Origin of the sequence: Flagellatimonas centrodinii (genome assembly GCF_016918765.2) — a bacterium.
GTDB classification, from domain to species: domain Bacteria; phylum Pseudomonadota; class Gammaproteobacteria; order Nevskiales; family Nevskiaceae; genus Polycyclovorans; species Polycyclovorans centrodinii.
In genome coordinates this window covers 1,300,861-1,326,782 of record NZ_CP092104.1, presented here as the reverse complement: position 1 = coordinate 1,326,782, position 25,922 = coordinate 1,300,861, and the positions used below count along the sequence as shown (strand labels likewise).

The following is a 25,922-nucleotide window of genomic DNA, read 5'->3' as shown; positions in this document are numbered from 1 at the left end:
GCCGCCGCGAAACCGACTGACAACCCCATGGATGCTCTGCTGAACCAACTGGCGCAATCGGTTTCTGGCGCCGAAGATCTCGAAACCCTCACCCGGCCGCTGTTGGAGCTGCTGGAGACGGTGACCGGCATGGAGTCGACCTACCTCACCTCGATCGAGCCGACACGCACGCTGCAGCACATTCTCTATGCCCGCAATACCGGGGACATGACCATCCCCGAAGGCTTGAGCGTGCCGTGGGAAGACACCTTGTGTCGCCGCTCGCTGGAAGAGGACATCCCCTTCGTCAACGATGTCGCGACCCGCTGGGGTGACTCCGAGGCGGCGCGGGCGCTGGGGATCAAGACCTATCTGAGCCAGCCGGTGCGGGCGCCGGACGGCGCGTTGTTCGGCACCCTCTGTGCCGCCAGCGGCGCACGCCATGAAATTCCGCCCCAAACCCTCCGGATATTCGGCCTGTTCGCCCAGCTCATCGCCCAGCAGATTGAGCGCGAACAATTGGTAGACCGCCTGCGCAGCTCGAACGCCGAACTCAGCGCCCATGCACTGGTGGATGCGCTCACCGGCATCGCCAACCGCCGCGCGCTGCTGGTAGAGCTCGGGCGCACGCTGGCCCGCCGCCAGCGTGACGGCAACGACCTGTTGCTGGCCTTCCTCGACCTCAACGGCTTCAAGACCGTGAACGACGTCCATGGTCACGATGCCGGCGACGCCCTGCTGTGTCAGGTGGCGCGCGAACTGTCGCAGGGCATGCGCACCGGTGATGTGGTGGGCCGCTATGGCGGCGACGAATTCGTCGTCATCGCCAACGGACGCGACCCTGCCGAGCTTGCCGTGCGCCTGCAGCGTCTGGTCAGCCGCGAGCTGCATTGGGAGGGTGAAACCATCACCTTTGGCGGCGCCAGTGCCGGGGTGGTGCGCGCCGACGCCGACGACACCGTCGCCAGCCTTATGGCCCGTGCGGACGCCGCCATGTACGAGGTGAAGAACGCGCGAAAAGCCGCGCGCGGATGACCCCCGTCAGCCCTCGGGCTGCCGGCTGAAAATACCGATCATCGGCGTACCGTGTGCCCGCATTGCCGGCTCGATGCGACGATGCAGGGCGTGATAGCGGTAGAACGGGACCCGCGGGAACAGGTGATGTACCGAATGCAGGTTCTGCCCCAGCCAGAACCATTCCAGCGGCTTCATCCAACGCGGCATGAAGAGGCTGTTGGTGTTGCGATACCGGGCGGATTCGTCATAGGGCAGGTGCGGCCGGTAGGCAAACCAGTAGGCGGTGAAAAAGGCGCCGACGAAATAGCCGGCGACCAGCAGCACCAGTGCCGATGTCTGGCCCACCAGCACCACGAACGCCACCCGCCAGCCGATGGCGAACCCCACTTCGGCGAAATAGGCCAGCCGCTCCCGCCGCGGCGCCGTCGCCCAGTAGTCGCGGAACAGGAAGGTGTTCTGCACCCACAGGAAGCGGAAGCCGTAGATGAGAAACGAGACGAAGCCGTGGCGCATGTTGCTGACCACGTAGTCCGGGTCCTTCTCCGGCTGATTGGTGTACCGGTGATGGGTGAAATGCTCCACCTTGTGGGTGGAGTACGGCACCATGATCAGCGGCGCCACCAGATAGCCGCAAAGGTCGTTGAGCCACTGCAGGCGGTCCTGTCCGCCATGGATGTTGCCGTGGGCCGCCTCATGCAGCGGCGTGTAGGACATGTAGGTCAGCGCCGCATACAGCGGTATCGCAAGCCACAGCGAAAGGGCCCCGCTGGCGAAGGCGCCGAGGGTCAGCACCACACCGGCAATCACCGCCGCCGTCAGCAGTACGGTCGGCCACGCCACCGCACCGGTGTATTCTCGGGCCATATCGATGGCTTGCCGGTTCAAGGTACTCAGATCCTGCTGCATGGTTTTCTCCCGCGCACTGTTGTGCTTGTGCCCATACCTTAGCGATGACCATCATCGCCGGGGAGGGCCTTGCCGGCCCGCTTGCCAGCATTTGCGGCCAGTGCCGGCACCCGGGCAGTCGTGACGATGGACCGCCCTGTCCAGCATCCCGCGGCCATCACCCAGGTGATGGTGAACTTCGCAGCCGGCTACGGCGTCGATGCCGACACCTGCCTGCTCGGCACCCGCATGACCATGGCCGAGCTCCGCAACGGCGACACCCTGATCGACCGCGAGCAGGAGATGCGGCTGATCGAGAACCTGATCCTGGCGCTGCCCGACGTGCCCGCCCTCGGATTCGAACTGGGCCTGCAGTACAACATCGCCACCTTCGGCATCTGGGGCTTCGCCCTGCGCATCAGCCGCACCCTGCGCGAGGCCTGCCTGATGGCCATGCGCTACATCCCGTTGAGCACCGCCTACTGCACGCTGTCGGTGGCCAGCGATGACGACGAGTTCAGCGTGATTGCCGACCCCGATCCGATTCCCCGGCACCTGCGCCAGTTCCTGCTGGAACGCGACACCGGCACCGCCATCAACCTGTTGAAGGAACTGAGCCTCGCCGGGGTGCGGCTCAAACGGCTGGAATACCAGGGCCGCGCGCCCGAGCATGCCGACCGCATCCAGGCGCTGTGCGGCATCACGCCGCAGTACGGCAGCGCGCGCAATGCCGTGGTGCTGCGGCGCGAGGACGCCGAGATTCCCCTTCCCATGTATGACGCCCACCTGGTGCGACTGCTGGAGGACCAGTGCCGCAGCCAGCTCGAGCGCCGACAGGTTGGCGGCGTCACCGGTCAAGTCCGGCAGTTGTTGCTCGGCCCCCTGGGCCTGGTGGCGACGCTGGAGGATGTGGCGCAGCAGCTCGCCATGGCACCGCGCAGCCTGCGCCGTCGGTTGGACGCCGAGGGCACCCGTTTTCGTGACCTGGTGGAAGCCGAGCGGCGGCAGCTCGCGCAACAACTGCTGGAAGGCACGGAGATGAAGCTGGACGAAATGGCCCTGCAACTGGGTTATGGCGACACCCCCAGCTTTACCCGCGCATTCCGCCGCTGGTTTGGTCAGTCGCCCGGGGAATATCGCAAACGCTGATCCGCGCCGGGCGGATGCAGCACCTGCTGGCCCACCACGGGGCGCCGATGTTGGCGTTTCCGTAGCGCCTCACCCCAGCCGCGGCCGCGACGCGCGGATGCTGCGATCGGTCCAGCGGCGGTAAGCACGGCTGAAGGAGGTGAGGTCGGCGTAGCCGAGCAGCGCGGCGATATCGGTGGCGCTCATCTGCGAATGCCGAAGGTACTTGCCGGCCAGGTCAGAGCGCACCGCGTCCTTGATGGCGCGAAATCCTTCGCCGGTCACTTCAAGCTGCTTCTGCAGGGTGCGCACCGACACCCCCATGGCATTGGCGACATCGTCGATACCGCAGGGGGCGAACGGCAGCAGGGCGCGGATGATGCCCTCGACCTGCGGCGAAACTGCCGTCGTCGGCAGGTCTTCACCGTGCCGCACGATCATCCGCACCAAGGCCTTGTTGCCGGGCACGCTGTCGTTCAACGGGCGCGCCATCACGGCGTCATCCAGCAGCAGCGCATTGTGGTCGGCATTGAACCGCAGCCGCGAGCCGAACAGGCGTCGATGCAGTCGCAGATCGCGTGGTGGTTGATGACGGAACCACACCTCCACCGGCGCCCAGTCACGGGGTGCGTGCACGCGAATCTCGCTGACGAAGATGCCGAGGGCAAACTCGGCAATCTGCACTTCACTGTCGGCCTGTCCGCTGGCGGCCGACCAACTGAGGATGCCCACGTCGTCGGTGCGCTCGAAGTGCATCAACGCCGCGCTGCTGTAGAGGTCGTAGTTGCGCGCCAGTTCGTCACAGCGTTCACCCACCGTGCGGGCATGCCGCAGCAGCACCCAAAGGGGGCCGATGATGGCCGCCAACCGGTTGCCCACCGACAACTCCAGGCCGAAGTTGCGGTGCGCACACATCTGCGCGGCGAGGTCGAAGAACTGCATCACCGCCCGGCCGGTGACCAGCAGGTCCGGATCGCGCAGGGCGGCCACCGGCACACCGGCGGCGGCGGCAACCGCGCCCGGCCGCTGGCCAAGCTCGCGGAGCTTGGCTTCGGCGCCACTCAGGATGACGCTTCTGACCAGGGTGCCGGGCATGCGGTGCCCTCGAGGAGTGTTGATGCATTCTCGCCGCAATCCGGCGTGGCCTGCCAACGCCAGCACATGCCGGATCGCCCGGGTTAGCCCGCCGTGGCAGCGGCAACGATGCCGGCGGCCAGCTCGCCGTAGGGCGGCGCCAGGGCATCGAGATGGTCGCCCTCGCCACGCACGAACACGCCCTTCAGGTTGGAAAACTCGCGGAACCCTTCGATGCCGTGATGACGACCGCTACCGCTGCGACCGATACCGCCGAAGCCCAAAGTGGGGATGGCGCCGTGTACCGCCGCGGCGTTGTGACAGAAGCCGCCAGAAACGGTTTCGTGGAGAACGCGATCGGCCACCGCCGGGTCCTCACTGAAGACGTAGATGGCCAGGGGCCGCTCGCCGCGGTTGATCTCCGTGATCACCTCATCCAGCGTGTCGTAGGGCCGCACCAGCAGGATCGGGCCGAAGATTTCCTCCCGCATCAACAGCAGATCTGCGGGCGGGTCGATCACCAGATGCAGCGGCCAGCGTCGACAGGCCGGATCGGTATCGACCCTCGTCTCCAGCCGGATGACTTGGCAGCCGCGGTCGCGTGCCTCGTCGAGCCCGCTGCGCAGGCGGTCGAGGCTGCGCGGCAGCACCCCGGTGCAACTGGGGCCCTGGCTGTAGTTCCCCAGATGGGCCTCGGCATGGGCACGGGCGAGGTCGATGAAGGCGTCCATCCTTGCCCGCGGCACCAAGCAGTAATCCACCGAAATGCAGACCTGGCCGCTCTTGATCAGCTTGATCCCGAGAATGTGGCCGACGTTCTTCGCGTTCACCGCGTCATCGGCGAGGATCGCCGGGCACTTGCCTCCCAACTCCAGTGTCACCGGCACCAGCTGCTCGGCCGCGGCCAGCGCGACGCTGCGCCCCACCTGCGGGCTGCCGGTGAACAACAGGTGATCCCAGCGTCGCATCGGGAATGCCTTCGACAGTTCCAGGCCGCCCACCGCCACATCGACCAGATCCGGATCAAACGTGACCGTGATCATCTCCTGCAGCAGCGCCGCACTCACCGGCGTGTATTCGGAAGGTTTGAGGATGACCCGGTTGCCGGCCGCCAGCATTTCGGTCAGAGGCCCGAGGGCAATTTCGAACGGGAAGTTCCACGGCACCATGTTGCCGATCACCCCCTTCGGCTGCGGCAGCATGCAGGCACGACCACTGCCGAACAGGCCGGGGTCGGTGGCACGCGGCTCCGCTTGCATCCAGGCCGCCAGATGCTCGGCGACAAAGGCCGCGCGGCCGGCCACGCCGAGCACCTCGATCAACTCGCCGGCCGCCTTCGGGTGGCTGCCGAAGTCCGCGTCGAGCGCATCGACGATACGGGGGCGGTATCGCAGCATCATGGCCGCCAGCGCGCCGAGGTGCTCGCGCCGCTGCGCGGCCGATGGGTAGGGGTTCCGCAGAAAGGCCGCTTTCTGGGTGACGATCCGGGCATCGAGCCGCTGGATGGCGCTGGCGTCGGATTTCGGAATGGCATTCATGACGCGCTCCGGCCCCACACCAGCGGCAGGCCCAGTACCTTGGCGACGGTGCCGCCGGCCACCTCGATGCGGGCCCCCGGCGCCACCGAAAAGTCGGGGATGCGTTTCAACCATTCCTGCAGGCCAATGATCAGTTCCTGTCGCCCCAGCGTGGAGCCCGGACACCGATGCGGGCCGTTGCCGAAACTCAGCACCTTGCCGGCGCGGCGGTCCCAGTCCAGCACCAGCGGCCGGTCGTACACGGTGGCGTCGAGGTTGTAGAAGGCGGTGGGGATCGCCACCATTTCACCCTGCCGCAACGGCACCCCGAGGTAGTCCATGTCCGCTCGCACCTGACGCGCCATCACCACCACCGGAAAGCGGCGGATCAACTCGGTGGCGGCTGCCGGAATCCGGTCCGGATGGTCCACCAGAGCGCGGCGCAACGCCGGATCGCGCGCCAGATACAACATTGAAAAGCTGAACAATGACGACACCGTGTCGAGTCCGGCGCCCAACAGGTGAATGGCCGCACCCAGCGATTCCTCCAGCGTGATCGGACGGCCGTCAATATCGGCATTGACGGCACGGCTGAGCAGGTCGTCCCCCGGCTCGGCGCGCCGCTGATGGATGTGCGGCAACAGATAGTCGGCGATCTGGTGCAGGCCGGCGATGCGCTGGCTGGCATCCGGATCGCGCGCCGCGATTTCCACCAATGCGCTGAGATGTTCGCGGTCGGAGAACGGCAGATCGACCATGTCCAGGAACATCGTCAACGCCAGGGCATCGGCGAAGTCGGTGGTGAAGTTGCAGCCCTGCCGTCCGGCCAGATCATCCGCAAGGTCGACCGCCAGTTGCCGCACCCGCGGCAGCTTCGCTCCCACCACCTTGGCCGACAGCCCCTCGTTGAGAAAGGCGCGGAACGGCGCATGCTGGGGCGGGTCCAGCGTGAACGCTCCCAGCGCCCCCTGGTCCGGCGTGGCCGGCACGAAATAGTGGCGCGAGCTGAAGCGCTCGTGGTCGGCGTACAGGGCGTAAACGTCTTCGCCCCGCACGGCAATCCAGTGGCCGCCATTGCGATGCGTCCACACCAGCGGATGCGGCGTCGCAGCCTGGAAGTCGATATAGGCCTGATGAAACGACTCGGCGTCGGTCGCCGGGCGGTAGACGTCAAAGTCGACCACCAGGTGCGGGGGCACGGTGTCGGGCGTCAACGGCCCGATCGGCAAGGCGGAAGCGGTCATGCGAATCCTCCAGGATTGGTGAGCTGCCCGGATTGCATCTGCGTGCAATGCCGGGCTGGAGGACAGCATGGGCGGTTGTCACCGCGGCCGACTTGGCAAAACACGCCGATTAGTTGGCATTAGGCGCCGGCACGCGCCGGCGTCCTTAATCCCGGTCCGGCGCACCCAATGGGAACAGCGGGCGGAACGGGCGGGCCTCGTCGACGGCGCGGGCAAAACTGGGCCGTGCCAACAGGCGGCTGCGGTAGGCGCGCAGCGCGGGGTAGTGGTCCGGGATCCGGTAGATCCAGTCGGCATAGAACAGCGACGGCGCGGCCGCACAGTCCGCCAGGGTGAAGCCGTCGTCCGCAGCCCAGGTACGGCCTGCCAGGTGGCCGTCCAGCCAGGCGTAGGCACGCTCAAGGCGTTCGCGGGCAATGGCCACACCTTCGTCCCGCTGCATCGGATAGCGGCCCAGCGCGGTGTCCACCGCCACCTGCATGGCATCCATCACATGCAGGTCGAAATAGCGGTCGAGAAACCGCACCTGCAGCGCCGCCATCGGTTCCGCCGGCACCATCACCACCGGTCCCGGATGCGCTACCTGCAGGTATTCGATGATGACGCTGCTCTCCACCACCTGCCGGTCGCCATCCAGCAGCATCGGGAACTTCCGCAACGGCCAGCGCCGCAGCCACTCCGCCGCGTGCTGCGGCGTGTCAGGCCCGATGCAACGGAATTCGAAGGGCGTGCCGTTCTCGTAGAGCGCGATCAGCACCTTCTGGGTGTAGGACGAAAACGGGTGGCCGTAGAGGGCGAGGGACATGGGGGGCTCCGGATCGGGTACGGGGGTTTGGTAACACGTCGAACGCCGGGGCTCGAAATCGACGGTCTGCAGTGCGGCGAGCCCCAATGACACGGGTTGCCGTCATGCCCGACTTGATCGGGCATCCAGGCCCAGCACCGCTGTCGCCATCGTGGTCTGCCCCGAACCCTCCCCACAACCCCAACTGCGGCACCACCTGCAGGAGGAGGTCGGCCCAGGTCCAGGGGTACTGGTGCAGATCGGACAAGCCCTAGAGACCCATCACATCAGGGGTGCTCGTAGATCTTAGGCCGATTATCAGCATTGACCAACGTATTTATTGGGTGTACGTTAATTTGCATGGAAGTCGAGTTCGACTCTGCCAAGGACAAGGCGAACCGCGTCAAACGCTATGCCAAAACTTAAGTCTGGAACTGTCATTCCCACCGTGGCGGACGACAAGGCCATCACCGCCGCAGCGCACCGCGATCCCGATGCAAAGCCACTGACCGATGCGCAATGGAAAGCCGCAGCGCCCACCGTCCGCAGGGGTCGGCCGCCCAAGCCGGCGGTGAAGCAAGCTGTAAAACTGCGCCTGGACCCCGATGTGCTGGCTGTCCTGCGCGCCACCGGCCCCGGCTGGCAAACCCGCGTCAACCAGATGCTGCGAGAGCGCTTCGCGCTGTGACGCCGGTCCCCACGCACATAAAAGCCAAACCGTTTGATCGCTCTATTGACGACGGCAGCAGCGTCGACTTTCCCGCATGGGCGTCACCCGGCAATCGGTATCAAGGTGTGGCTGACCGAACGACTGCAGTCACAAGGGTATGCGAGGTGTCTTGAAGGGCTCACACGACGGAACGGGTGCGCCTCAAGTGCGGCCGCGGTTAAAACTGAAGCCACCCCAACTGCTCGTTATCGTGGTCTGTCCCTGATTGTTCAAAGAAAACGGCAGAAGGGAGAGCCGTGCTGCCGTACGGCATCCGCCGGGAGGAGCCTCGGCGATGCTTCGTTACCAGCGATAGGTCACTCCAAGTCCACCCGTCATCGTGTAGTAATCGTCACCGAACGTGCCCTGAAGCATCAGCTCTCCGCTCAGCGCGCCAGAATCATCGGTGACTTCAAGAGTTGAGCCAACTTCAAGGAATCGCCCACCAAAGTCATCTTCGAGCGCCACCTGATCATCAGCTGCCGCGATGCGTACGCTCGACGTGTTCTCGGCAGAAAACTCGTTCCACCACCGCCCGGTGAGCGTAAACCGCGCCTTGGAGCCTGCCAAATCTGTATCCATCACAGAACGTAGACCCGCACCGGCGCGTGTGCTTGCGTCATGACCAAACGCTAGCGAGTGTCCGCCCCGATCCAACTCAATATCATCGAGTGTTGAGCTTACGAATGAGAGGCTCACGATCGGCTGTACCCAGATCGTCGGACTCAGCGTTATCTTCCAACCCGAGTCAACGCGTACGCCCAACGCTTCGGCGGTCGTCCGCAGCTGATAGTGCTCGCCCAGACCAAGATTGGCAGCCTCGATGCTCTGAGTGAGAACGTTGAGATTGACCATCGCGTTAACCGAAAGATCGCCGGTCTGAATCTCCCCATAAACTCCGCCAGCGAAACCCGCCAGTGAGCTCTTCTGCTGCGTCGCATCAAAGCTCGTCTCAGAATGAACGTACCCGCCAGTAAGACCAATATTCCAGACCGAAGCTTCTGTCTCGCCACGCAGAACGTCAACGCCAATTGCCAAATGGGTAACCTGCTCGTCGTAATCCGCGTTGAAGCCGACATCGCCACTGCTGACGTTAACCCTACCTTGTAGCTCGCGCGAACCCCTGCTTACCGTTAGGCCACCCCAAATACCTCCCGCCGTGAGCCCATTATCCAGCCCTGCACGAGGGGTATGCTCACGATCAAACCAGCTCTCTGTGGTCACTCGCCATATGTTTTGCAGCGTGGTCACATAGATGGATGATTGGAAGGCCTCATCGGCAAGCGTTCCGACCAACTTGTGGTGTTGCTCGAGAGGGTCATACGCCAATCTGTAGGCGATGAGCCCCTTCTGAAGCGAGGCACCGGCTGAACTGTGTTGCACGAAATACTGTGATGCCGGATCAAGTTCGAAGTGGTCAGCACCCGAGGCCCCTTCTATAAGTACGATGCCCTCATTGAAGGACGCATTCTCGATGCTCGGATATCGATCACGAACCAGCAGCGTGGTTACGCCGCTTGTACTTCCGCCGTCGAAGAGGACACAGTCCGAGGCCACCACCGAACCACAGTCCGCCTGCGTCGCATCCGAAAGACCTGTGTCCATCTCGATCTGGGCTCCGGGCTCTCCGATGTAATCCGTTCCTTCGAATATCAACCGAGCATCGAGCCGTCGATTCGATTGCAGAATCGCTTCACCACCTACACCCATCAGGATTCGGCCAGAGTTTCGGAAGCTCCTGAGGCCCTGGAGCCTCAGATCACTTTCAACCGGGGCTGCCTGGGCCGGAGAACCGATCCGAATGACCCCTTCATTCACAATTTCACTGTCAAGGCCTTGGCTGAAGTCAAAAGTGCTGGAACCGATCGTGCTGATGACGCCCCTTGGTCCATTCATGATCTCGACCCGCCCACCTCCGAAGTGGCTGGTTCCCCACGACGTCCAGCCGCCTCCCGATTCTTTCACAGCACTGTAGTCATTGATCAACAACACGTCGCCATCATTCGCGCTCAGGTCGAGTGTGCCAACGATCCGACCTCGCCGTAGCGAGTTATCGATCCGCAACGACCCTTGCCCGGCGCTTGCAAATGCGACGGCATCCTGTATCGGGGTCACGAGCCCACTTCCAATGTAGCCACCATTTACAACTGTCCACGATCCCCCAGGTTGTGACTCTAGGCTGACAAAGCCGACCAGACGTCCCGCGCCGATATTGAGGCTTGACTGGCCGCCCGCAACCGCGATGGTGTCGCCGATCCGAACGCCATTGATCATCCCAGAGGGATTCAGAGGCGCCAGATCGATCGTTGCAGTTCCTGCCGTGCGAATCGTCAGCTGTCCGCTTGGCATCAGCCCTCGAAATCGCATATTGATATCGCCTGCGTCCATCTCGATATGTACGCCGCCGGGCGCGATGATGGCACCGAGTGATTCGAAGTCGAGATTGGCTCCATTCGAGCCAACCAACGTCAGCCCCCCAACACCCGTAATTAACGGTGGCACCGACGGTGTGCGAAAGACAAAGTCCGTGTCAAAGTTATATGTCACGCCTGATGCCGAGTAATTTCCCGAACAGGTAACCTGAGGTCCTTGGCCGCACTCATCGAGCGCGTACGCCGGTGTCAGAACGTGCCCTAAGGTCAACAGGGCGCCGTAGATCGAGACAATCAATCGCTTTGATGTTTTGTTCATAGCCCGCTCTCAGAACTGCTTGCTGATCGACACGCCGATCAGACGAGGATCTAATGTGAAGACGTTTGTCGTAAGCCCGGTATCGTCTGAACCGAGAAACGCACCGGTTATCGGCGTTTCGTCGAAGAGGTTCTTGACGTAGGCCTCGATTTTCAGCCCGCTCGACGCGTTCGCCACCCAGGCCGAGATGTTGGTGTTGTCCCAAGCCCTCAAGCGGTCGTAGCGGGTGTTGTAAACGCGCGCAAACGATTCCCCCTGCCAGTACCAATCGGCTCGCGCGGTTGCTTCCCATCCCCGGGGGAGCAGGAACGTCTTCTGAGCTCCTAACGAAACGGTGAGATTCGGCGCGTTCGGGAGCTCGCGGCCACTGAGATCAGCGAAGAATCCGGCCGTTGCGTTCGGAGCATCTGTGATGGGATTGAAGTAAAGATTGTCGGTGCCCGGTATGGGTTCTTCAACATAAGAGTAGCCGCTGAATGATCCACCAGGGCAGAAGAGCGAGAAATGGGCCGCGGTTCCGAGCCCCTTGCTGCCCTGGTCGCCCATCAGGGCTACCAGTAGATCGGCAGGAAGGACACAGTTCGAGGTCTGCACCACCGATGGCTTCACGACCACCCAGTCGTCGTACGCCAAGAACTCCTGGTCCGCAGGCGCATCCAGCCCCGCTACGTAATCTTCGACTGCGCGTGGTGGCAGCTGAGGATCGAAGGCCGGGTTGATCTGCCCGGTGACAAACATCTCTCCCCCACCTTGAGTTCGATCCATCAGGTCGATGCTCTTTTCACCTTGGCCAATTCGCGTTTTGAGATAACCGACGGTGGCATTCAGTACGGTGGTTGTCGTGGGCGCAAACAGAACCTCAAGTTCAGTACCCCAGATCGTGGCGTCGAAGTTCTCATTGGCAGCTGATCGATTGACAATCTTGCTGACTTGGTAGTCTCGATAGTCGTAGTAGAAGGCATTTGCATTGACTGTCAGAGCGCCGTCGAAGAGCCGGTTCTTGGTGCCAATCTCGAATGCGTTGACATACTCTGCTTTGAATAGACGGGGAGATTCCGCGCCCTGTGATTCCTCGATGAACGCGCCCGCCGGATCGGCGATGCCAGAGGGGTTTGCGCCACCCGCCTTGTATCCGCGCGTATAGAACGCGTAGACCAGGCTCTCATCAATCCAGGACGCCCCCAGCGCTGGCTTCCAATCGACCCCCAAGCGACCCGTTGGCTCGACCCAAGTCTGAACGATATCCGGATCCGCTGGATATCCAGCCCCCCGCAGGCCAGTTCCCATGCGGCCACAGAAGTTGGTCGGGCTGTATCCGTAACACAGTGAAGGATGCTCATTGAAGCTGACGCCTTCGCGATAATCCATCAGTAGTGCTTGTGATGGCACTGGCGTGAAGGTCTTTTGGTCAAACGTGATACGAAGTCCACCCGTGACCTTCAAATTGGCTGCGGCTTCCCAATACAGCTCGCCGAAAGCGGCCATGGACTGCAACTCGTAAGGGTTTCGGCTGAGGAAGTAGTTATGACCAGTCGGCTCTGCACCATCGACGAGATCATCCAGCGATTGGTCATCCGTGTGGATGCAGGTCAGGACATCCCCACCAAACCAATCGAGCCCCGGCGGACGGCAAACAATGATCGCTTCTGGTTGAGTGCCTCTAAAGGGCGGGAGGTTCGCCAGCGCGGTCAGGGTATTCGAGAACACGAAGTAGTCGTTCAGTGTTTCGAATCGAGTGAAATTGGCACCAAAGCTATAGTTAAGATCGCCATCAAAGCTGGAGACCAGACGTACTTCCTGGTTGAACTGGGTACTGACAGAACGTGATAGGTCCATCGAGCGGAAGCGGTTCGAACAACCCAATTGGGGATCGCACAGAACCCCTCCGGGCGACATCTCAGCGAGGAGCCCGTTCATATAGCCTCCGGGCTCGCAGCTGATGAATCCGCCGCACGCAGCCGCGCTATCGTTAAAGAACCCGGGGGCTGTCTTAAAACGGTTCAAGTCCTGTGTCGAGCGAACGCTATCGTCGACGTATACGGTTTGCGATGAGATCAGGAGTTCATCGGAAAGCTCGAAATCAATCGCGAGCTCGATAAGATCTGCATCCGCTTTGTAGAGTGGTTTGATTTCAGATGTGATCGTCCGCAGATCACGTGACTGGGTTAGGGCTCCATAAGGGTCATCGTTGCAAAGGTTGACAAAACCGATGCTGAAAACCGCAGTCGTACGGTAGAGGTCACACGGCGCGTCAGCGGAAAACTCGGGGCGGCTGTACGGGTTATACCCGTAGGTGCCCGCGATCCCACTCAGGCGACCGGCGGCAACAAACGGTAGTGCCAGTCCGTTCGGGGTGCCGAAGGCCCCTTCATCGTAGAGTGATCCGGGAAGGCATCCCTGTGTGAGCTGGTCCCGATAGATCCTGCTCATTGGAAGCCCTGTTCCACCATGTGCGTTGTCAAGCGCTGCGATGTCGAAGCCCTGTAGCTCGTCGCGCCCTGGATCTCGATGGCAGAGCTGCTTTACAGATCGAACGCGGCGATCCGATTCACTGAATCGCTCCCACAGCACGGTCGTTTTGAGTCGATCGGTTGGCTGCCACAATAGTGACAAACGTCCAGTCCACAGATCACGGTCATCGACATCTGATCCATCAAATTCGTTGATGCCGTATCCGTCGCGGACCGTACTCGAGTAGGCAACACGCCCGGCGACTGTTCCGCTGGCATTCAAGGGAAAGTTATAGTGCGCACGCAGCCGTCGCGCATCAAAATTGCCCGTTTCGATCTTTACCTCGCCCTCGAAAACATCCAATTTCGGCTTGGCCGAGATGACATTGATGACCCCCGCCGTGGCATTGCGCCCGTAGAGCGTTCCTTGGGGTCCGCGTAGTACTTCGACACGCTCAATGTCGAGGTACTCCTGCTCGAATAGACGATTCACGATGAGGGTGGTGTTGTTGAACGACACTGCCACGCCAGGATCCGTCGTGGCCGATACCGCTTGCGTTCCGATGCCACGAATCTGGAAGTTGTAGCCCGTGAAGTTGGTCTTGCTGAAGGTAACGTTGGGCACCGCCTTCAACAGGTCAAAACCACCTTCTATCTTCTGCGCATCCAGACTCTCCATGTCGAATGCACTGATGGCAATGGGCACGTCCTGCAGGCGCTCGGCTTTCTTCTGCCCGGTGACGATGATCTCCTCGACACCACCGCGCCTCGCGATTTCGACGCTCGCGGTGCCGCTGCCCCCCGTGCCAAAGTCCACGTTGGCGCTGACGAGGTTGAGGGTGACGCCGCCATTGGCGTTGGGGGCGTATTCCACCCCGGTGCCGTCGAACAAGGTGGCCAATGCGGCGGCCACACTCATGCTGCCCTGCACGGCTTTGGCGGTAAGGCCATCGAGTAGGCCGGTGCTGTAGGTGATGGGCAGGCCGGTGGTGCGTTCGAAGGCTTCGACGGCGCCGGCCATGCTTTGGGCGGGGATGTTGAAGTCGAACTCATCGGCCATCGCAGGCGGTTTGCGTTGCACGGCGATGCTGCCGTTGTCGTCCATGGGCACGGCGATGAGGTCGGTGCCGGCGAGCAGTTGTTGTACGGCGTCACCCGGGGTGTAGCTGCCGTCCAGTGGTGGCGCCTGCAGGCCTTGGGTGACTTCGCTGAAGAAGACGATCTGAACGCCGGTTTGGGTGGCCAACTGGGTGAGGCTGTCACCCAATGGCTGGGCGGGTAGCTCCAGGGTGAAGCTGCGGTTGGCTTGGGCGTGGGCGTTGGCGATGGGCGCCAGTGCGGCCACGGCCAGCAGCAGTGCGAACAACCACCTTGTATACGGCATCAGTCTTCTCCCTGGCCTGGCTTTGCGCCGGCCCCTTGTTGGCTCTCATCCGGCGATCGCGTGTGGGTGCGATTCGCCCGCTGTTGGTTGAGAGGGGGGTTGGGAGAAAGTGGACCCCCCCTTTTGAAGCTGAGTGCTGAGTGGCGAGTGTTGAGTGCCGAGTTCTTAGCGTTGATTGGGCATGGTGCGGGGCGCTGGATGCCCGATCAAGTCGGGCATGACGAGGGCTTGGGTGTCGGCGGCAAAGGTGACGACCGATCCGCCCTCAGTCGGTCAACTGAAGGCAGCGTATCGTGCCGTCAGCGAGTTCGGCCTCAATCTGCGCCTTGCGTTCTTGCAGCAGGCTGAGCACTTGAACTTTGCTGGAGTTGCCAATTTTCAGCAGAAGTACCTGTGGTGGCGACCCGAATAACTCTGCGAGATCGCGGAAGTCGCTGTCTTGGGTGACGAGCACGTAGCCATGTGTTCTGGCGAACTGCCAGATCTCTCGGTCGCTCGCCTGCTCAAGGCCCAGCAATGCCACCTGGGAGGTATCGGGATAATCGTCCTGGAGAAATGGAACCCGTCTTCGCGACAGGTTCTCGTCCAGCAACAACTTCACTGGGCGAGTACCACCCGTGTGTGCCCTTCGCGGCTGGCGGCGTAGGCCAGGCAGGCCATGATGTCGGCTTCTTCCAACTCTGGAAAGTCTTCCAGTATCTGGGCGTGGCTTTGGCCGTCCGCCAGCCAGCCGAGGACATCGGCAACGGTGGTTCGCAGGCCGCGGATACTGGGCTGGCCGCTGCGTTTGCCCGGTTCAACCGTAATGCGATTGCTCTGATCCATGGTTTGACTCACGTTGGTCAGGGACACGCAAAAGACTAGCACGTTGCGAGTGGGGTTCCGCCTCAGCGCGCCCGCTCGATCTGCAGTTCGGTTTCGGTGGGGATGACGCGGATGTCGTGCTGGCGTTTGAGGAAGGCCAGCAGCAGGTCGATGTCGTCCACCTTGAAGACGCCGCTGATCTGCCGGGCCGCGAGGTCGGCGTCGGTGACGACCAGGGGGCGGGGGTTGTAGCGGTTGAACTGCAGCAGGACGTCGTCGAGCCGCTCGTTTTCGAAGATGACGCGGCGGGTGGTCCAGGCGGTGGCCTGGTCGACGCGGGCGGGCTGCGGGGCCAGGGCCAATTGCGGCGGTACCGGGGCGGCCGCGGCGATGTCGAGTTTCTGGCCGGCGGTGAGGCGGGCTTTTGCAGGGTGAGGGGTGTGGGGTGCGGGGTGCGGCGATGTGTTGGCCCCCTCACCCTGGCCCTCTCCCCGTGGGGGCGAGGGCGCCCGATGGGGCGTGACGTCGACGATGCCTTCGATGACGGTGACGGTGGTGGCGTCCGGCTGGCGGTAGAGGTTGAAGCGGGTGCCGACCACGCGCACGTCCACCGGCCCGGCGGTGACGGTGAAGGGGCGGGCCTTGTCCTTGGCAACGTCGAACATCACTTCGCCGGCCAGCAGGTCGGCATGGCGGCCGTGTTCGTCCAGCCGCACACGCAGGTGCGATTCGGTGTTGAGGGTGACGACGGTGCCATCGGCCAGGGGGATGGAGCGCTGCTCGCCGAAACCGGTGCGGTAGCTGCGCTCGGCGCGGTCCATCCACAGCAGGCCGCCGATGAGGCTGCCGGTGACCAGCACCAACACGCTGGCGGCGATGGCCCAGGGCCTGCGGCGACGCCGGGGCGTGGCGACATGAGGTGTGGTTGCGGTTGCGGGCGGCGCGACGCTGGGCAGGGGTTGGCCGTCCAGGGGCGTGCGGGTGGCGTCGGCCTCGGCGAGCAGGGCGTCGAGGTCCACCTGCAGGGCGGGGCTGCCACCCAACTGTTCGTGCAGCAGGCTGAGTTCGAGAAAGGCTTCGATATGGGTGGGCGCGCGTTTCAGCCAGGCGACGAAGGCGCGGCGCTGGGTCTCGTCCAGCGGCCCGTCTTCGAAGGCATCCAGCCATTCGGCGGCGTGTTCGGTGACGGTCATGGCGGGTTCGCGGGGGTGGAAGTCGAGGGTCATGTCGGGCCCCCGTCGACGGGCGGTTCGCCCAACAGTTCGCGCAGGCGGGCGTAGGCCTTGATGACGTAGCGCTTCACCATGCGCGGGCTCAGGCCCAGTTGGGCGGCGACTTCATTGTGCGTCATGCCCTGGGTGACACGCAGTTTCAGCACGGCGCGGTAGAGCGCCGGCAGGCGTGCCACGGCGGCGTTGACGCGGGCGGCCTGTTCATCGGCTTCGAGATCGGCGGCGGGTTCGTGCAGGTCGGGGATCTGGTCGAGGTCCTGGTCGTCCTGCAGGGGGAAGCGCTGGTTACGCATGCGCCATTCCTGAATGACATTGATGGCCACGCGGTAGAGGTAGGCGCGCGGGTGCTGGATGAGGTCGGGTTCGTCGATGCGGAGAATGCGCAGAAACACTTCCTGCGCCAGGTCCTGGGCTTCGGCCCGCTCGCCCAGGCTGCGGGTGAGAAAGCGCAGCAACTGGTCGTGGTACTGGTGGAACCACGCGGTGACGTGCGGCGGTGTCGGACGGGCAGACATGGCGCGGGCGCGGCAGGCTCACGAAGCCGGGCGAGGCCGCAGTATGGCCCCGGGCAGCTTCGGCGGCCACCGGGGTGGCGGCTGTGGATGGGTGTTCACTGGTCCACCAGGCGGGCACGCAGCAGGCCCTGGGCGGTTTGCAGGTGGCGTTCCACCATGCGGGTGGACAGGCCGGCACGGGCCGCCACGTCGCGGGTCCGCAGGCCTTGCAGGCGCGACAGCTGGATCATCTGGCGGCAGCGCGGCGGCAGGGCGGCGACGGCAGCGGCCAGTTGCTGTTGGCCCTGCTGGTGTTCCAGCCATTCATCCGGCTGCGGCAGCTCGCTGACCAGTTCGTTTTCGTCGAGGTCAACGCTGGGGCGCAGCGCCCGCGCACGGCCCTGGCTGGCGGCCAGGTTGAGCGCCACGCGGAACAGCAAGTAGCGCAGCGAATGTTCGCTGCAGTGGCGGTAGCGCATCAGGCGCAGAAAGGCTTCCTGCGCCAGCTCGGCAGCATCATCCGGGTTGCCCAGGCGGCGCTGCAGCAGGTGCAGCACGGCGGGGTAGTGGGCGCGGTACGCGCGTTCGATCAGCGCCTGTTCGGCCCGGCCAAGGGCGGCATCGGCGGCCGTGTCCTCGCCGGGGCCGAGGGCGTCGGGGGTGTCGTCGTCGATCCGCGCGGGCGCGGCGCGCATGTCCATTGCGAGGCTCTCACAGGTTTTCAGGGTCTTCTGTGTGAGAGGGGGTTTGGCGGGATCTGGACCCCGCTCAGTTCAGGACGCTGGGCACCGCCAGGCGGAATGGGGCGATCTTGACGTCGAAGCTGGGGCCGTCATCGAGCACCCGCATCTGGTAGCTGCCGTGCATGGTGCCCACCGGCGTGCCCAGCGGGCAGCCACTGGCGTACTGGTAGACGGCACCGGGACCGAGCACCGGCTGCTGGCCCACCACGCCGGGGCCACGGACTTCCTGGGTGCGGCCTTCGCCGTCGGTGATGATCCAGTGGCGGTGCAGCAACTGCACGGTTTCGGGGCCGGTGTTGGTAATCTCGATCTCGTAGGCAAACATCCATTGCTGCGCTGCGGGGCGCGAGGCTTCCGGCAGGTAGCGCGGGCGAACCTGCACGCGGATGTTGCGGGTGGTGCAGTCGCTCATGGGGGTACTCAGAACATGCCGGTTTGCAGACGTGCCTCTTCGCTCATCATGTCCTGGGTCCAGGGCGGATCGAACACCAGTTCGACATCGGTCTCGTTGACGGTGGGCAGCTGGCTCACCTTGGTCTTGACGTCGTTGACGAGAATGTCGCCCATGCCGCAACCGGGGGCGGTGAGCGTCATCTTGACCACAGCGCGGCGGCCACCGTCATCCAGCGGCTCGATGCGGCATTCGTAGATCAGCCCGAGGTCGACGATGTTGACCGGAATCTCGGGGTCGAAGCAGGTGCGCATCTGCGCCCAGGCGGCGGTTTCGATTTCCTTGTCGGTGGCGTTCTCCGGTATCTCGGGACGCTCCGGCGGCGGCAGGCCAAGGCTGTCGGCATCCTTGCCGTCGATGCGGAACAGATGCCCTTCCACCTGCACGGTAAAACTGCCCCCCAGCGCCTGGGTGAGGCGCGCCTGGGCGCCTTCGGGCAGCTCGACGCGGGTCCCCTGGGGAATCAGGACACCCACGACGTCGCGGGTCAGTGTCAGGGGGGTGGCGGTGTCGGTATTCATGGCGAATTCAGCGTGGGGCGCTTAGGTTAAAGCAAGCCCTATTCCCCTGCAGATTACGAACCCCGAACAAGGAACGCTCCATGAACCGCTCACTGGCGTCATTGCTGCTGATATCCCTGCTGTCCGCGCCCGCCCTGGCGGCGGCCGCCCCGTCCACCGAGGCCCCGGCCCCGCGGGTGATCACCGTCACCGGCGAAGGCGAGGTGCGCGCCACCCCGGACCAGGCCCAGCTGTCACTGGCGGTCGACGCCATGAACAAGGAACTGAAGCTGGCCGAGACCGAGGTCAACGGCGTGGTGCGGCAGTATCTCGCGGCGCTGGCCGGGCTGAAGATCGACACCAAGGCGATCAGCACCACCGGCGTGCAGATCCAGCCGGAAATGGTGTGGAACGAGAAGACCCGCCGCAATGAGCTGGTGGGCTACCGGGTGCGCCGCGACATCAACATCCGGGTGACCGACCTCGCCAAGCTGGGCGACGTGCTGGTGGCCGCCACCGAGGCTGGTATCAACCACATCAACCCGCCGGTGATGGGTTCGTCGAAGGCCGCCAGCCTGCACCTGCAAGCGCTGACCCGCGCCACCGAGGCCGCGCGCCTGCAGGCGGAAACCGTCAGCGCCGCACTGGGCGACACGTTGGGCCCGGCGCGCCAGGTGAATGCCCAGCCGATGCGGTCGCAGCCGCCGCAGCCGATGTACCGGATGGCAGCGATGGCGGCCGACAGCAGCATGGAAAGCGGCAACGTCACCCTGGGCCTGAATGCCGGGGAGATCCCGTTCACGGCGCAGGTGCAGGTGGAGTTCGAGCTGCTGCCGCGGTAAGGACATTGATGTCATTGCGAGCCCGCATGGCGGGCGCGGCAATTTCGCCCGGCGGGTGGCGGCTTGGCAGCGATGAGATCGCCACGCCGCTTCGCGGCTCGCGATGACATTGGTTTGGCTTGGCGGGTCGCGATGACAATGGTTTGGCTTGGCGAGCCGCATGACGGTGGCAACACCGGGCGCTCGCGGTGACCGGGAAGGGCTGCCATAATTCGCCGTTTGCGATCTGGAGTACGCACGCGTGGCGAACCCTCAGCAGGCCGTGGTTGGCGTCATCATGGGGTCCCGTTCCGATTGGGACACGATGCAGCACGCCTGCGAGGTGCTGCGGGCGCTCGAGATCCCCTACGAAGCCGAGGTGGTGTCGGCGCACCGCACGCCTGACCGCTTGTTTGCCTATGCCGAGCAGGCGGTCCCGCGCGGCCTGAAACTGATCATTGCCGGTGCCGGCGGTGCCGCTCACCTGCCGGGCATGTGTGCGGCCAAAACGCGACTGCCCGTGCTGGGCGTGCCGGTGCAGAGCCGGGTGTTGAACGGGGTCGATTCCCTGCTTTCGATCGTGCAGATGCCGGCGGGTATTCCGGTGGCGACCCTGGCCATCGGCAAGGCCGGCGCCACCAATGCCGGCTTGCTGGCGGCGGCGATGCTGGCCAACGATGATGCAGCGCTGGCGGCGCGGCTCGATTCCTACCGCCAGGCGCAGACCGACCGCGTGCTCGACAGCGCGCAGCTCGAAACGCCCGACGCATGAAGATCGGCGTGCTGGGCGCCGGCCAATTGGGCCGGATGCTGGCGCTGGCGGGCCACCCGCTGGGCCTGTCGTTCGTGTTTCTCGACCCGGCGGAGGGCGCCTGTGCGGCGCCGGTGGGCACGCAGATTCACGCCGCCTATGACGACACCGATGCCCTCGGGCGGCTGTGTGGCGCCGTCGACGTGGTGACCTACGAGTTCGAGAACGTGCCGGCCGCCGCCGCCGCCTATGTGGCGGAGCATCGCCCGTTGTTTCCGGGGCCGAAGGCCTTGGCAACGGCGCAGGACCGCGCCGCCGAGAAGGCCCTGTTCGAGAAACTGGGCATTCCCGTCCCCCGCAACGCCTGCGCTGACAGCCTTGAGGCGCTGCGCGCTGCCGTGGCCAAGACCGGCCTGCCGGCGGTGGTGAAGACCCGCCGCATGGGCTACGACGGCAAGGGACAGCGGGTGGTGCGCAACGAGGCCGACATCGAGACCGCCTGGGCGCACCTCGGTGGCGTCCCGCTGATCGTTGAGCAGTGGGTGCCGTTCGACCGCGAGGTGTCGTGCATCGGCGTTCGTGGACGCGACGGCGACTGCCGCTTTTATCCCATCGCCACCAATGTGCATCGTGCCGGCATCCTGCGGCAGTCCACGCCGGCGGTAGACGATCCGCTGCAGACGCTGGCCGAGCAACACACGCACAAGGTGATGGCGGCGCTGGACTATGTCGGCGTGATGGCCTTCGAGTTCTTCGTCAGCGGCGATCGCCTGCTGGCCAACGAGATTGCGCCGCGGGTGCACAACTCCGGCCACTGGACGCAGGATGGTGCCCACACCTCGCAGTTCGAGAACCACTTGCGGGCGATCCTCGGGTGGCCGTTGGGCGACACCGGCCTGCGCGGCCCCTGCAGCATGCTCAACCTGATTGGCGATGCGCCGGCGACGGCAGCGTTGCTGGCGCTACCGGGGGCGCGGCTGCACCTCTACGGCAAGTCCGCGCGTGAAGGCCGCAAGATCGGCCACCTGAATCTCTGCGCCGACACACCGGCGGCGCTGGCGGCGACGCTGGAGACTGCAGCCGCGCAGGTCGAGGCCGCCAGCCGGGGCTGAGCGGCGCCTACAGGGACAGGCGACGCTTCACATCCAGCCACAGCTCGGCGTAGGCCTGCAGCGCCGGATCGTCGGTGGGCGCGAAGGCGGACAGCGGCGCCCGGTGCTCGCCCATCCGTTCAACACTGCTGGCATAGGGCACGCTGACGGCACTGAACGGCAGCGTGGCGGCCTCGGCGCCTTCGTCGGCCTGCTGGCGGTGCAGCGTGCGGCGGCGATCCACCAGGCTGTGAAAACCCAGCAAGCGCTTCTTCGGCAGGCCTTCAGCGGCAGCGTAGTGCAGCACCTGATCGGCCGCGCGCGATGACAGAAAGCCGGGCACCACCGGCATCAACACCAGATCGGCGGCTTCCATGATGTTGTCGGCCAGGTGCGACAACCCGGGCGGCGCGTCCAGCACCACCAGTTGATAGTGCTCGGAAAACGGCTTGAGCAGGCGGCTCAGCGCCTGCCGCGGCGGTTCCACCTTGCGCAGCAGTACATCGAGAAAGCGGTTGGACAGGGTCGCCGGCAGCAGGTCGAGACGGTCGTAGCCGGTCCGTTGCACCAGCCGCCCGATCGGGGTCTGGCCATTGAGCCAACGTTTGGGCGCGATGTCTTCGTCGGCCCGACCCTCGAAATACCAGGTTGCCGCCCCCTGGGGATCGAGGTCCCACAACAGGGTCTGGTAGCCCTGGGCAGCCGCGAAGGCGGCCAGGTTGACGGCACTGCTGGTCTTGCCGACGCCGCCTTTGAGCTGGTACAGCGCCAGGGTTTTCATCAGGGCGTGGCGCGATCGCCGAAGGGCCTCAGATCACCCGCATAGGCGACCGACAGCACCGAAGGGCCGGCATTGATGGCCGTGGCGGCCGACATGAAGGTCTCATGCAAGGTCATATCCAGCGATCTCACCGTTTCGGCCAGGGCCTGATAACCCGGTAGCGTGCGGATTCGTGCGGGGTCACCGCCGAAGCTGATACAGACGTGCTTCGAGAGTACGCCCAAGCGCAGCTGGGTCGCAAGATGGAGGAGGACGCGCTCGACGGCGCGGTCGTAGCCACGCACCTTGGTCAGGGTCTGGGTTTCGCCGCGGTAGCAGAGGATCACCGGCTTGACCGACAGCGTCGACCCCAGGGCATAGGTGAAGAAGTTGACGCTGCGTTCGCCACGGCTGACAGCGCGGGTCCGCAGGTAGTAGAGGTCACCGGGGACGAAATAGGCGCAGATATGGTCACGCAGGGTGTCCAGCCGGCGGCGGATATCGTTCGGGCTGCGCCCCGCTGCCACCATGTCGGCCGCTTCCAGCGCCAGCACGCCAAGGCCGGCCGAGAGCGTGCGGCTGTCCACGACCCGCAGCGCGAATGGTGGTTTATCGCTTTGTTTTCGTTGCGTATTGACGTCGTTGAGTATGGCAAACGACGCCTTGCTGGCGTTCTCGAAGAGGGTACCGCGGGTCTGCATCAGGGTGAGGCAGAAGACGTAGTCGTAGCGTTCTGCGATGTGTTCACCGAACCAAGCGCGGATAACCTCGGCAGACAGCGCCCGCGCTTCCGCCTGCGATCCCTTGGCCTCCAGGTCGCGGGCATAGAAGCGCTGGGTCGCCTCGGGGTCGCGCGTGTCGCGGCGGATGCCTTCAGCCAGCACCAGCTCAATGGGCAATACGTTGAGCCCCGCATCCCGCAGGGTGTCGGGTGGCAGATCGCAAGACGCATCCACCACCACCCCCACGCGGAGGGCCGGAACCTCAGCCATGAGTGTTAGACGTCGCTAGAGGTCGAGGTTGCCGACCAGGAGCGCGTTCTGCTCAATAAATTCGCGACGCGGTTCGACGTGCTCACCCATCAGCGTGGTGAAGATCTGGTCGGCGGCCACGACATCTTCGATATTGACCCGCACCAGGCGCCGGACCGTCGGATCCAGGGTGGTTTCCCAGAGCTGTGAGGGGTTCATCTCACCCAGTCCCTTGTAGCGCTGGACATGCAGGCCGCGCCGGGCTTCGCCCAGCAACCAGCGGTAGGCGGTGTCGAAATCCGGCACGTTGTGCTCGCGCTCGCCGCGGCCGACCGTGGCCGGCGCACGAACCTGATCGCGCAGCTGGGTGCGCAACTGGGTGATCCGCCGCCAATCGCCACCCTGGAAGAAATCGTTGCCCAACTGCCATTCCTGCGATACCCCGTGACGGCGGCGGTGCAGGGTCAGCTGCGGCTGATCGTTGTCGAAACGCAGCGTCGCCTCATAGTGGGCATCCGCAGCATCCTTATTAAGCTGATGATTAAATTCAATATTCCAGGCTTCCAAGCCAGCCTGATCGGGCAACGGCGCTGACTGCGCCAGCACGCTCAGGGTATGGGCGTCATACCGTCGCGCCCAACGCTCCAGGCCCAGATTGATCAGGCCGTAGTCCCGCATCCACTGACGCAGCTGATCGTCCGTGACCGCTTCGGCACCGGGGGCCGGAACGAACCGCGCTTCGTCGATGGCGGACTGGATCAGCCATTCGTTGAGCTCGTGGTCGTCCTTGACGTAGGTCTCGTGCTTGCCCGATTTCAGCTTGTACAGCGGTGGCTGTGCGATGTAGACGTGCCCGCGTTCCACCAGCGTGTACATGTGCCGATAGAAGAAGGTGAGCAGCAGCGTGCGGATGTGGGCGCCGTCAACATCGGCATCGGTCATGATGATGATGCGGTGGTAGCGCAGTTTTTCCGGCTTGAACTCGTCCTTGCCGATGCCGCAGCCGAGGGCGGTGATCAGGGTCGCGACTTCGGCCGACGACAGCATCTTCTCGATGCGGGCCTTTTCGACGTTGAGAATCTTGCCCTTGAGCGGCAGGATCGCCTGGAAATGGCGGTCGCGGCCCTGTTTGGCGGAGCCGCCGGCGGAGTCACCCTCGACCAGGAAGATCTCGGATTTCGCCGGGTCCTTCTCCTGACAATCCGCCAACTTGCCGGGGAGCCCGGCAATATCAAGCACGCTTTTACGACGATTGAGTTCTTTCGCTTTCCGGGCTGCTTCGCGCGCGCGCGCGGCTTCCACCACTTTGGCGGCGATCAGTTTGGCTTCGCGTGGGTTCTCCAGCAGGAAGTCCTTGAGGGTTTCGCCGATTACCGACGACACCACCGGTGTCACTTCGGAGGACACCAGCTTTTCCTTGGTCTGGCTGGAGAATTTCGGATCACGGATCTTGACGCTGAGGACCGCCGTCAGGCCTTCACGGGTGTCATCGCCGAGCAGCGATACCTTTTCGCGCTTCAGGATGCCCTCGGTTTCAAGGTAGTCACCGATCACACGGGTCAGGGCGTTGCGGAACCCCGTAAGGTGGGAGCCACCATCCTTTTGCGGAATATTGTTGGTGAAGCAAAAGACGTTTTCGGTATAGGCGTCGTTCCACTGCAGCGCCGCTTCGACGATGACGTCCGATTGCTCGGCCTGCAGGTGCAAAATGGTGTCGTGCACCGACGACTTGTTCTTGTTCAGGTACTGGACAAAGGCGTGGATGCCGCCCTTGTACTCAAAGCAGTCTTCACGACCGCTCTGTTCATCACGCAGCACGATACGGACGCCAGAGTTCAGGAACGACAGCTCGCGCAACCGCTTTGCGAGGATGTCGTAGTGAAATTCCAGATTGGTAAAAATCGTCGCGCTGGGATGGAACCGGATGCTGGTGCCCTTGCGATCAGTGGTTTCCATTTGCGCCAGGGGCGCTTCGGGCACCCCCATGCGATAGACCTGATGGTAGTGATAGCCGTCGCGGTAGATATCGAGATCGAGACGATCCGACAGGGCGTTGACCACCGACACCCCCACACCGTGCAAGCCTCCCGAGACCTTGTAGCCGCTGCCACCGAACTTTCCGCCGGCATGAAGGATGGTCATGATGACCTCAGCGGCAGAACGCCCCTCCTCGGCATGAATGTCGACCGGAATGCCGCGACCATTGTCGTGTACCTCGACGCTGCCGTCGGCATGCAGCATCACCCGAACTTCGGTGCAATAGCCGGCCAGCGCTTCGTCGATCGAGTTGTCGACCACTTCGAAGACCATGTGGTGAAGACCGGTGCCATCGTCGGTATCACCGATGTACATGCCGGGCCGCTGCCGTACGGCTTCGAGACCCTTGAGGACTCGGATGGAACTGGAGTCGTACAGGGCTTTCGGATCGGGTTGCGTCGTCAT

Annotated in this window: 23 protein-coding genes; 6 read left to right on the top strand and 17 right to left on the bottom strand. The window is 64.0% G+C overall.

Annotated elements, in window-relative coordinates; genetic code table 11:
• The first annotated feature begins 27 nt into the window (after nt 1–27).
• On the top strand, nt 28–1,014 hold the full coding sequence (locus JN531_RS17325) for a GGDEF domain-containing protein (protein ID WP_275591478.1): 987 nt from the start codon (nt 28–30) through the stop codon (nt 1,012–1,014).
• Between the two features lie 6 nt (nt 1,015–1,020).
• On the opposite strand, the gene JN531_RS06245 is transcribed toward JN531_RS17325, so the two are convergent.
• Entirely contained in the window at nt 1,021–1,902 is an 882-nt protein-coding gene (locus JN531_RS06245) for a fatty acid desaturase family protein (protein WP_228348000.1), read from the bottom strand.
• Between the two features lie 126 nt (nt 1,903–2,028).
• Here JN531_RS06245 and JN531_RS06240 point away from each other — a divergent pair, with 126 nt between their 5' ends.
• On the top strand, nt 2,029–3,030 hold the full coding sequence (locus JN531_RS06240) for an AraC family transcriptional regulator (RefSeq protein ID WP_228347999.1): 1,002 nt from the start codon (nt 2,029–2,031) through the stop codon (nt 3,028–3,030).
• A 69-nt stretch (nt 3,031–3,099) separates the two neighbouring features.
• On the opposite strand, the gene JN531_RS06235 is transcribed toward JN531_RS06240, so the two are convergent.
• From JN531_RS06235 to JN531_RS06220, 4 genes are all read right to left on the bottom strand, one after another.
• Complete coding sequence (locus tag JN531_RS06235; RefSeq protein ID WP_228347998.1) at nt 3,100–4,104, bottom strand: AraC family transcriptional regulator; 1,005 nt, start codon at nt 4,102–4,104, stop codon at nt 3,100–3,102.
• Between the two features lie 83 nt (nt 4,105–4,187).
• Nucleotides 4,188–5,621, bottom strand: a complete 1,434-nt coding sequence (locus JN531_RS06230) for an aldehyde dehydrogenase family protein (protein ID WP_228347997.1) — start codon at nt 5,619–5,621, stop codon at nt 4,188–4,190.
• Nucleotides 5,618–6,844 (bottom strand): cytochrome P450, encoded by a 1,227-nt coding sequence (locus tag JN531_RS06225; RefSeq protein ID WP_228347996.1) that lies wholly within the window; start codon nt 6,842–6,844, stop codon nt 5,618–5,620. The genes JN531_RS06230 and JN531_RS06225 overlap by 4 nt, the downstream gene beginning before the upstream one ends.
• Before the next feature lie 145 nt (nt 6,845–6,989).
• On the bottom strand, nt 6,990–7,649 hold the full coding sequence (locus JN531_RS06220; RefSeq protein WP_228347995.1) for a glutathione S-transferase family protein: 660 nt from the start codon (nt 7,647–7,649) through the stop codon (nt 6,990–6,992).
• Nucleotides 7,650–8,040: 391 nt separating this feature from the next.
• Here JN531_RS06220 and JN531_RS06215 point away from each other — a divergent pair, with 391 nt between their 5' ends.
• Entirely contained in the window at nt 8,041–8,316 is a 276-nt protein-coding gene (locus tag JN531_RS06215) for a BrnA antitoxin family protein (protein WP_228347994.1), read from the top strand.
• A gap of 324 nt (nt 8,317–8,640) precedes the next feature.
• Here JN531_RS06215 and JN531_RS06210 read toward each other — a convergent pair whose 3' ends face one another.
• The 9 genes from JN531_RS06210 to sufT form a co-directional block, all read right to left on the bottom strand.
• Complete coding sequence (locus JN531_RS06210; RefSeq protein WP_228347993.1) at nt 8,641–11,028, bottom strand: autotransporter outer membrane beta-barrel domain-containing protein; 2,388 nt, start codon at nt 11,026–11,028, stop codon at nt 8,641–8,643.
• 9 nt (nt 11,029–11,037) lie between these two features.
• Nucleotides 11,038–14,844 (bottom strand): TonB-dependent receptor, encoded by a 3,807-nt coding sequence (locus JN531_RS06205; protein WP_228347992.1) that lies wholly within the window; start codon nt 14,842–14,844, stop codon nt 11,038–11,040.
• A 283-nt stretch (nt 14,845–15,127) separates the two neighbouring features.
• Nucleotides 15,128–15,463, bottom strand: a complete 336-nt coding sequence (locus JN531_RS06200; protein WP_228347991.1) for a DUF5615 family PIN-like protein — start codon at nt 15,461–15,463, stop codon at nt 15,128–15,130.
• Nucleotides 15,460–15,687 carry a DUF433 domain-containing protein gene (locus tag JN531_RS06195; RefSeq protein ID WP_228347990.1) on the bottom strand — a complete coding sequence of 76 codons (228 nt, stop codon included), beginning with the start codon at nt 15,685–15,687 and terminating at the stop codon, nt 15,460–15,462. Before JN531_RS06195 ends, JN531_RS06200 begins: the two co-directional genes overlap by 4 nt.
• Before the next feature lie 62 nt (nt 15,688–15,749).
• Entirely contained in the window at nt 15,750–16,892 is a 1,143-nt protein-coding gene (locus tag JN531_RS06190; RefSeq protein ID WP_228347989.1) for a FecR family protein, read from the bottom strand.
• A complete protein-coding gene (locus JN531_RS06185) occupies nt 16,889–17,413 on the bottom strand; it encodes an RNA polymerase sigma factor (RefSeq protein WP_228347988.1) in 525 nt (174 codons plus the stop codon). The genes JN531_RS06190 and JN531_RS06185 overlap by 4 nt, the downstream gene beginning before the upstream one ends.
• Nucleotides 17,414–17,508: 95 nt before the next feature.
• Nucleotides 17,509–18,093, bottom strand: a complete 585-nt coding sequence (locus tag JN531_RS06180; protein ID WP_228347987.1) for an RNA polymerase sigma factor — start codon at nt 18,091–18,093, stop codon at nt 17,509–17,511.
• Nucleotides 18,094–18,160: 67 nt separating this feature from the next.
• Nucleotides 18,161–18,547: a Co2+/Mg2+ efflux facilitator ApaG/CorD gene (apaG, locus tag JN531_RS06175; protein WP_228347986.1), complete on the bottom strand. Its 387-nt coding sequence runs from the start codon at nt 18,545–18,547 to the stop codon at nt 18,161–18,163.
• 8 nt (nt 18,548–18,555) lie between these two features.
• The gene (gene sufT / locus JN531_RS06170) at nt 18,556–19,107 is read right to left on the bottom strand and encodes a putative Fe-S cluster assembly protein SufT (RefSeq protein WP_228347985.1); all 552 of its coding nucleotides are present in this window, start codon (nt 19,105–19,107) and stop codon (nt 18,556–18,558) included.
• A gap of 80 nt (nt 19,108–19,187) precedes the next feature.
• Here sufT and JN531_RS06165 point away from each other — a divergent pair, with 80 nt between their 5' ends.
• From JN531_RS06165 to JN531_RS06155, 3 genes are all read left to right on the top strand, one after another.
• A complete protein-coding gene (locus tag JN531_RS06165) occupies nt 19,188–19,928 on the top strand; it encodes an SIMPL domain-containing protein (RefSeq protein WP_228347984.1) in 741 nt (246 codons plus the stop codon).
• 277 nt (nt 19,929–20,205) lie between these two features.
• Complete coding sequence (gene purE, locus JN531_RS06160) at nt 20,206–20,679, top strand: 5-(carboxyamino)imidazole ribonucleotide mutase (protein WP_228349976.1); 474 nt, start codon at nt 20,206–20,208, stop codon at nt 20,677–20,679.
• The gene (locus tag JN531_RS06155) at nt 20,676–21,770 is read left to right on the top strand and encodes a 5-(carboxyamino)imidazole ribonucleotide synthase (RefSeq protein ID WP_228347983.1); all 1,095 of its coding nucleotides are present in this window, start codon (nt 20,676–20,678) and stop codon (nt 21,768–21,770) included. Before purE ends, JN531_RS06155 begins: the two co-directional genes overlap by 4 nt.
• Nucleotides 21,771–21,777: 7 nt before the next feature.
• Here JN531_RS06155 and JN531_RS06150 read toward each other — a convergent pair whose 3' ends face one another.
• Genes JN531_RS06150 through gyrB form a run of 3 tightly spaced genes read right to left on the bottom strand, consistent with a single transcriptional unit; the run spans nt 21,778 to nt 25,922 of the window.
• Nucleotides 21,778–22,530, bottom strand: a complete 753-nt coding sequence (locus JN531_RS06150) for a ParA family protein (RefSeq protein ID WP_228347982.1) — start codon at nt 22,528–22,530, stop codon at nt 21,778–21,780.
• Entirely contained in the window at nt 22,530–23,501 is a 972-nt protein-coding gene (locus tag JN531_RS06145; RefSeq protein ID WP_228347981.1) for a DegV family protein, read from the bottom strand. Before JN531_RS06145 ends, JN531_RS06150 begins: the two co-directional genes overlap by 1 nt.
• A 15-nt stretch (nt 23,502–23,516) precedes the next feature.
• Entirely contained in the window at nt 23,517–25,922 is a 2,406-nt protein-coding gene (gyrB, locus tag JN531_RS06140) for a DNA topoisomerase (ATP-hydrolyzing) subunit B (RefSeq protein WP_228347980.1), read from the bottom strand.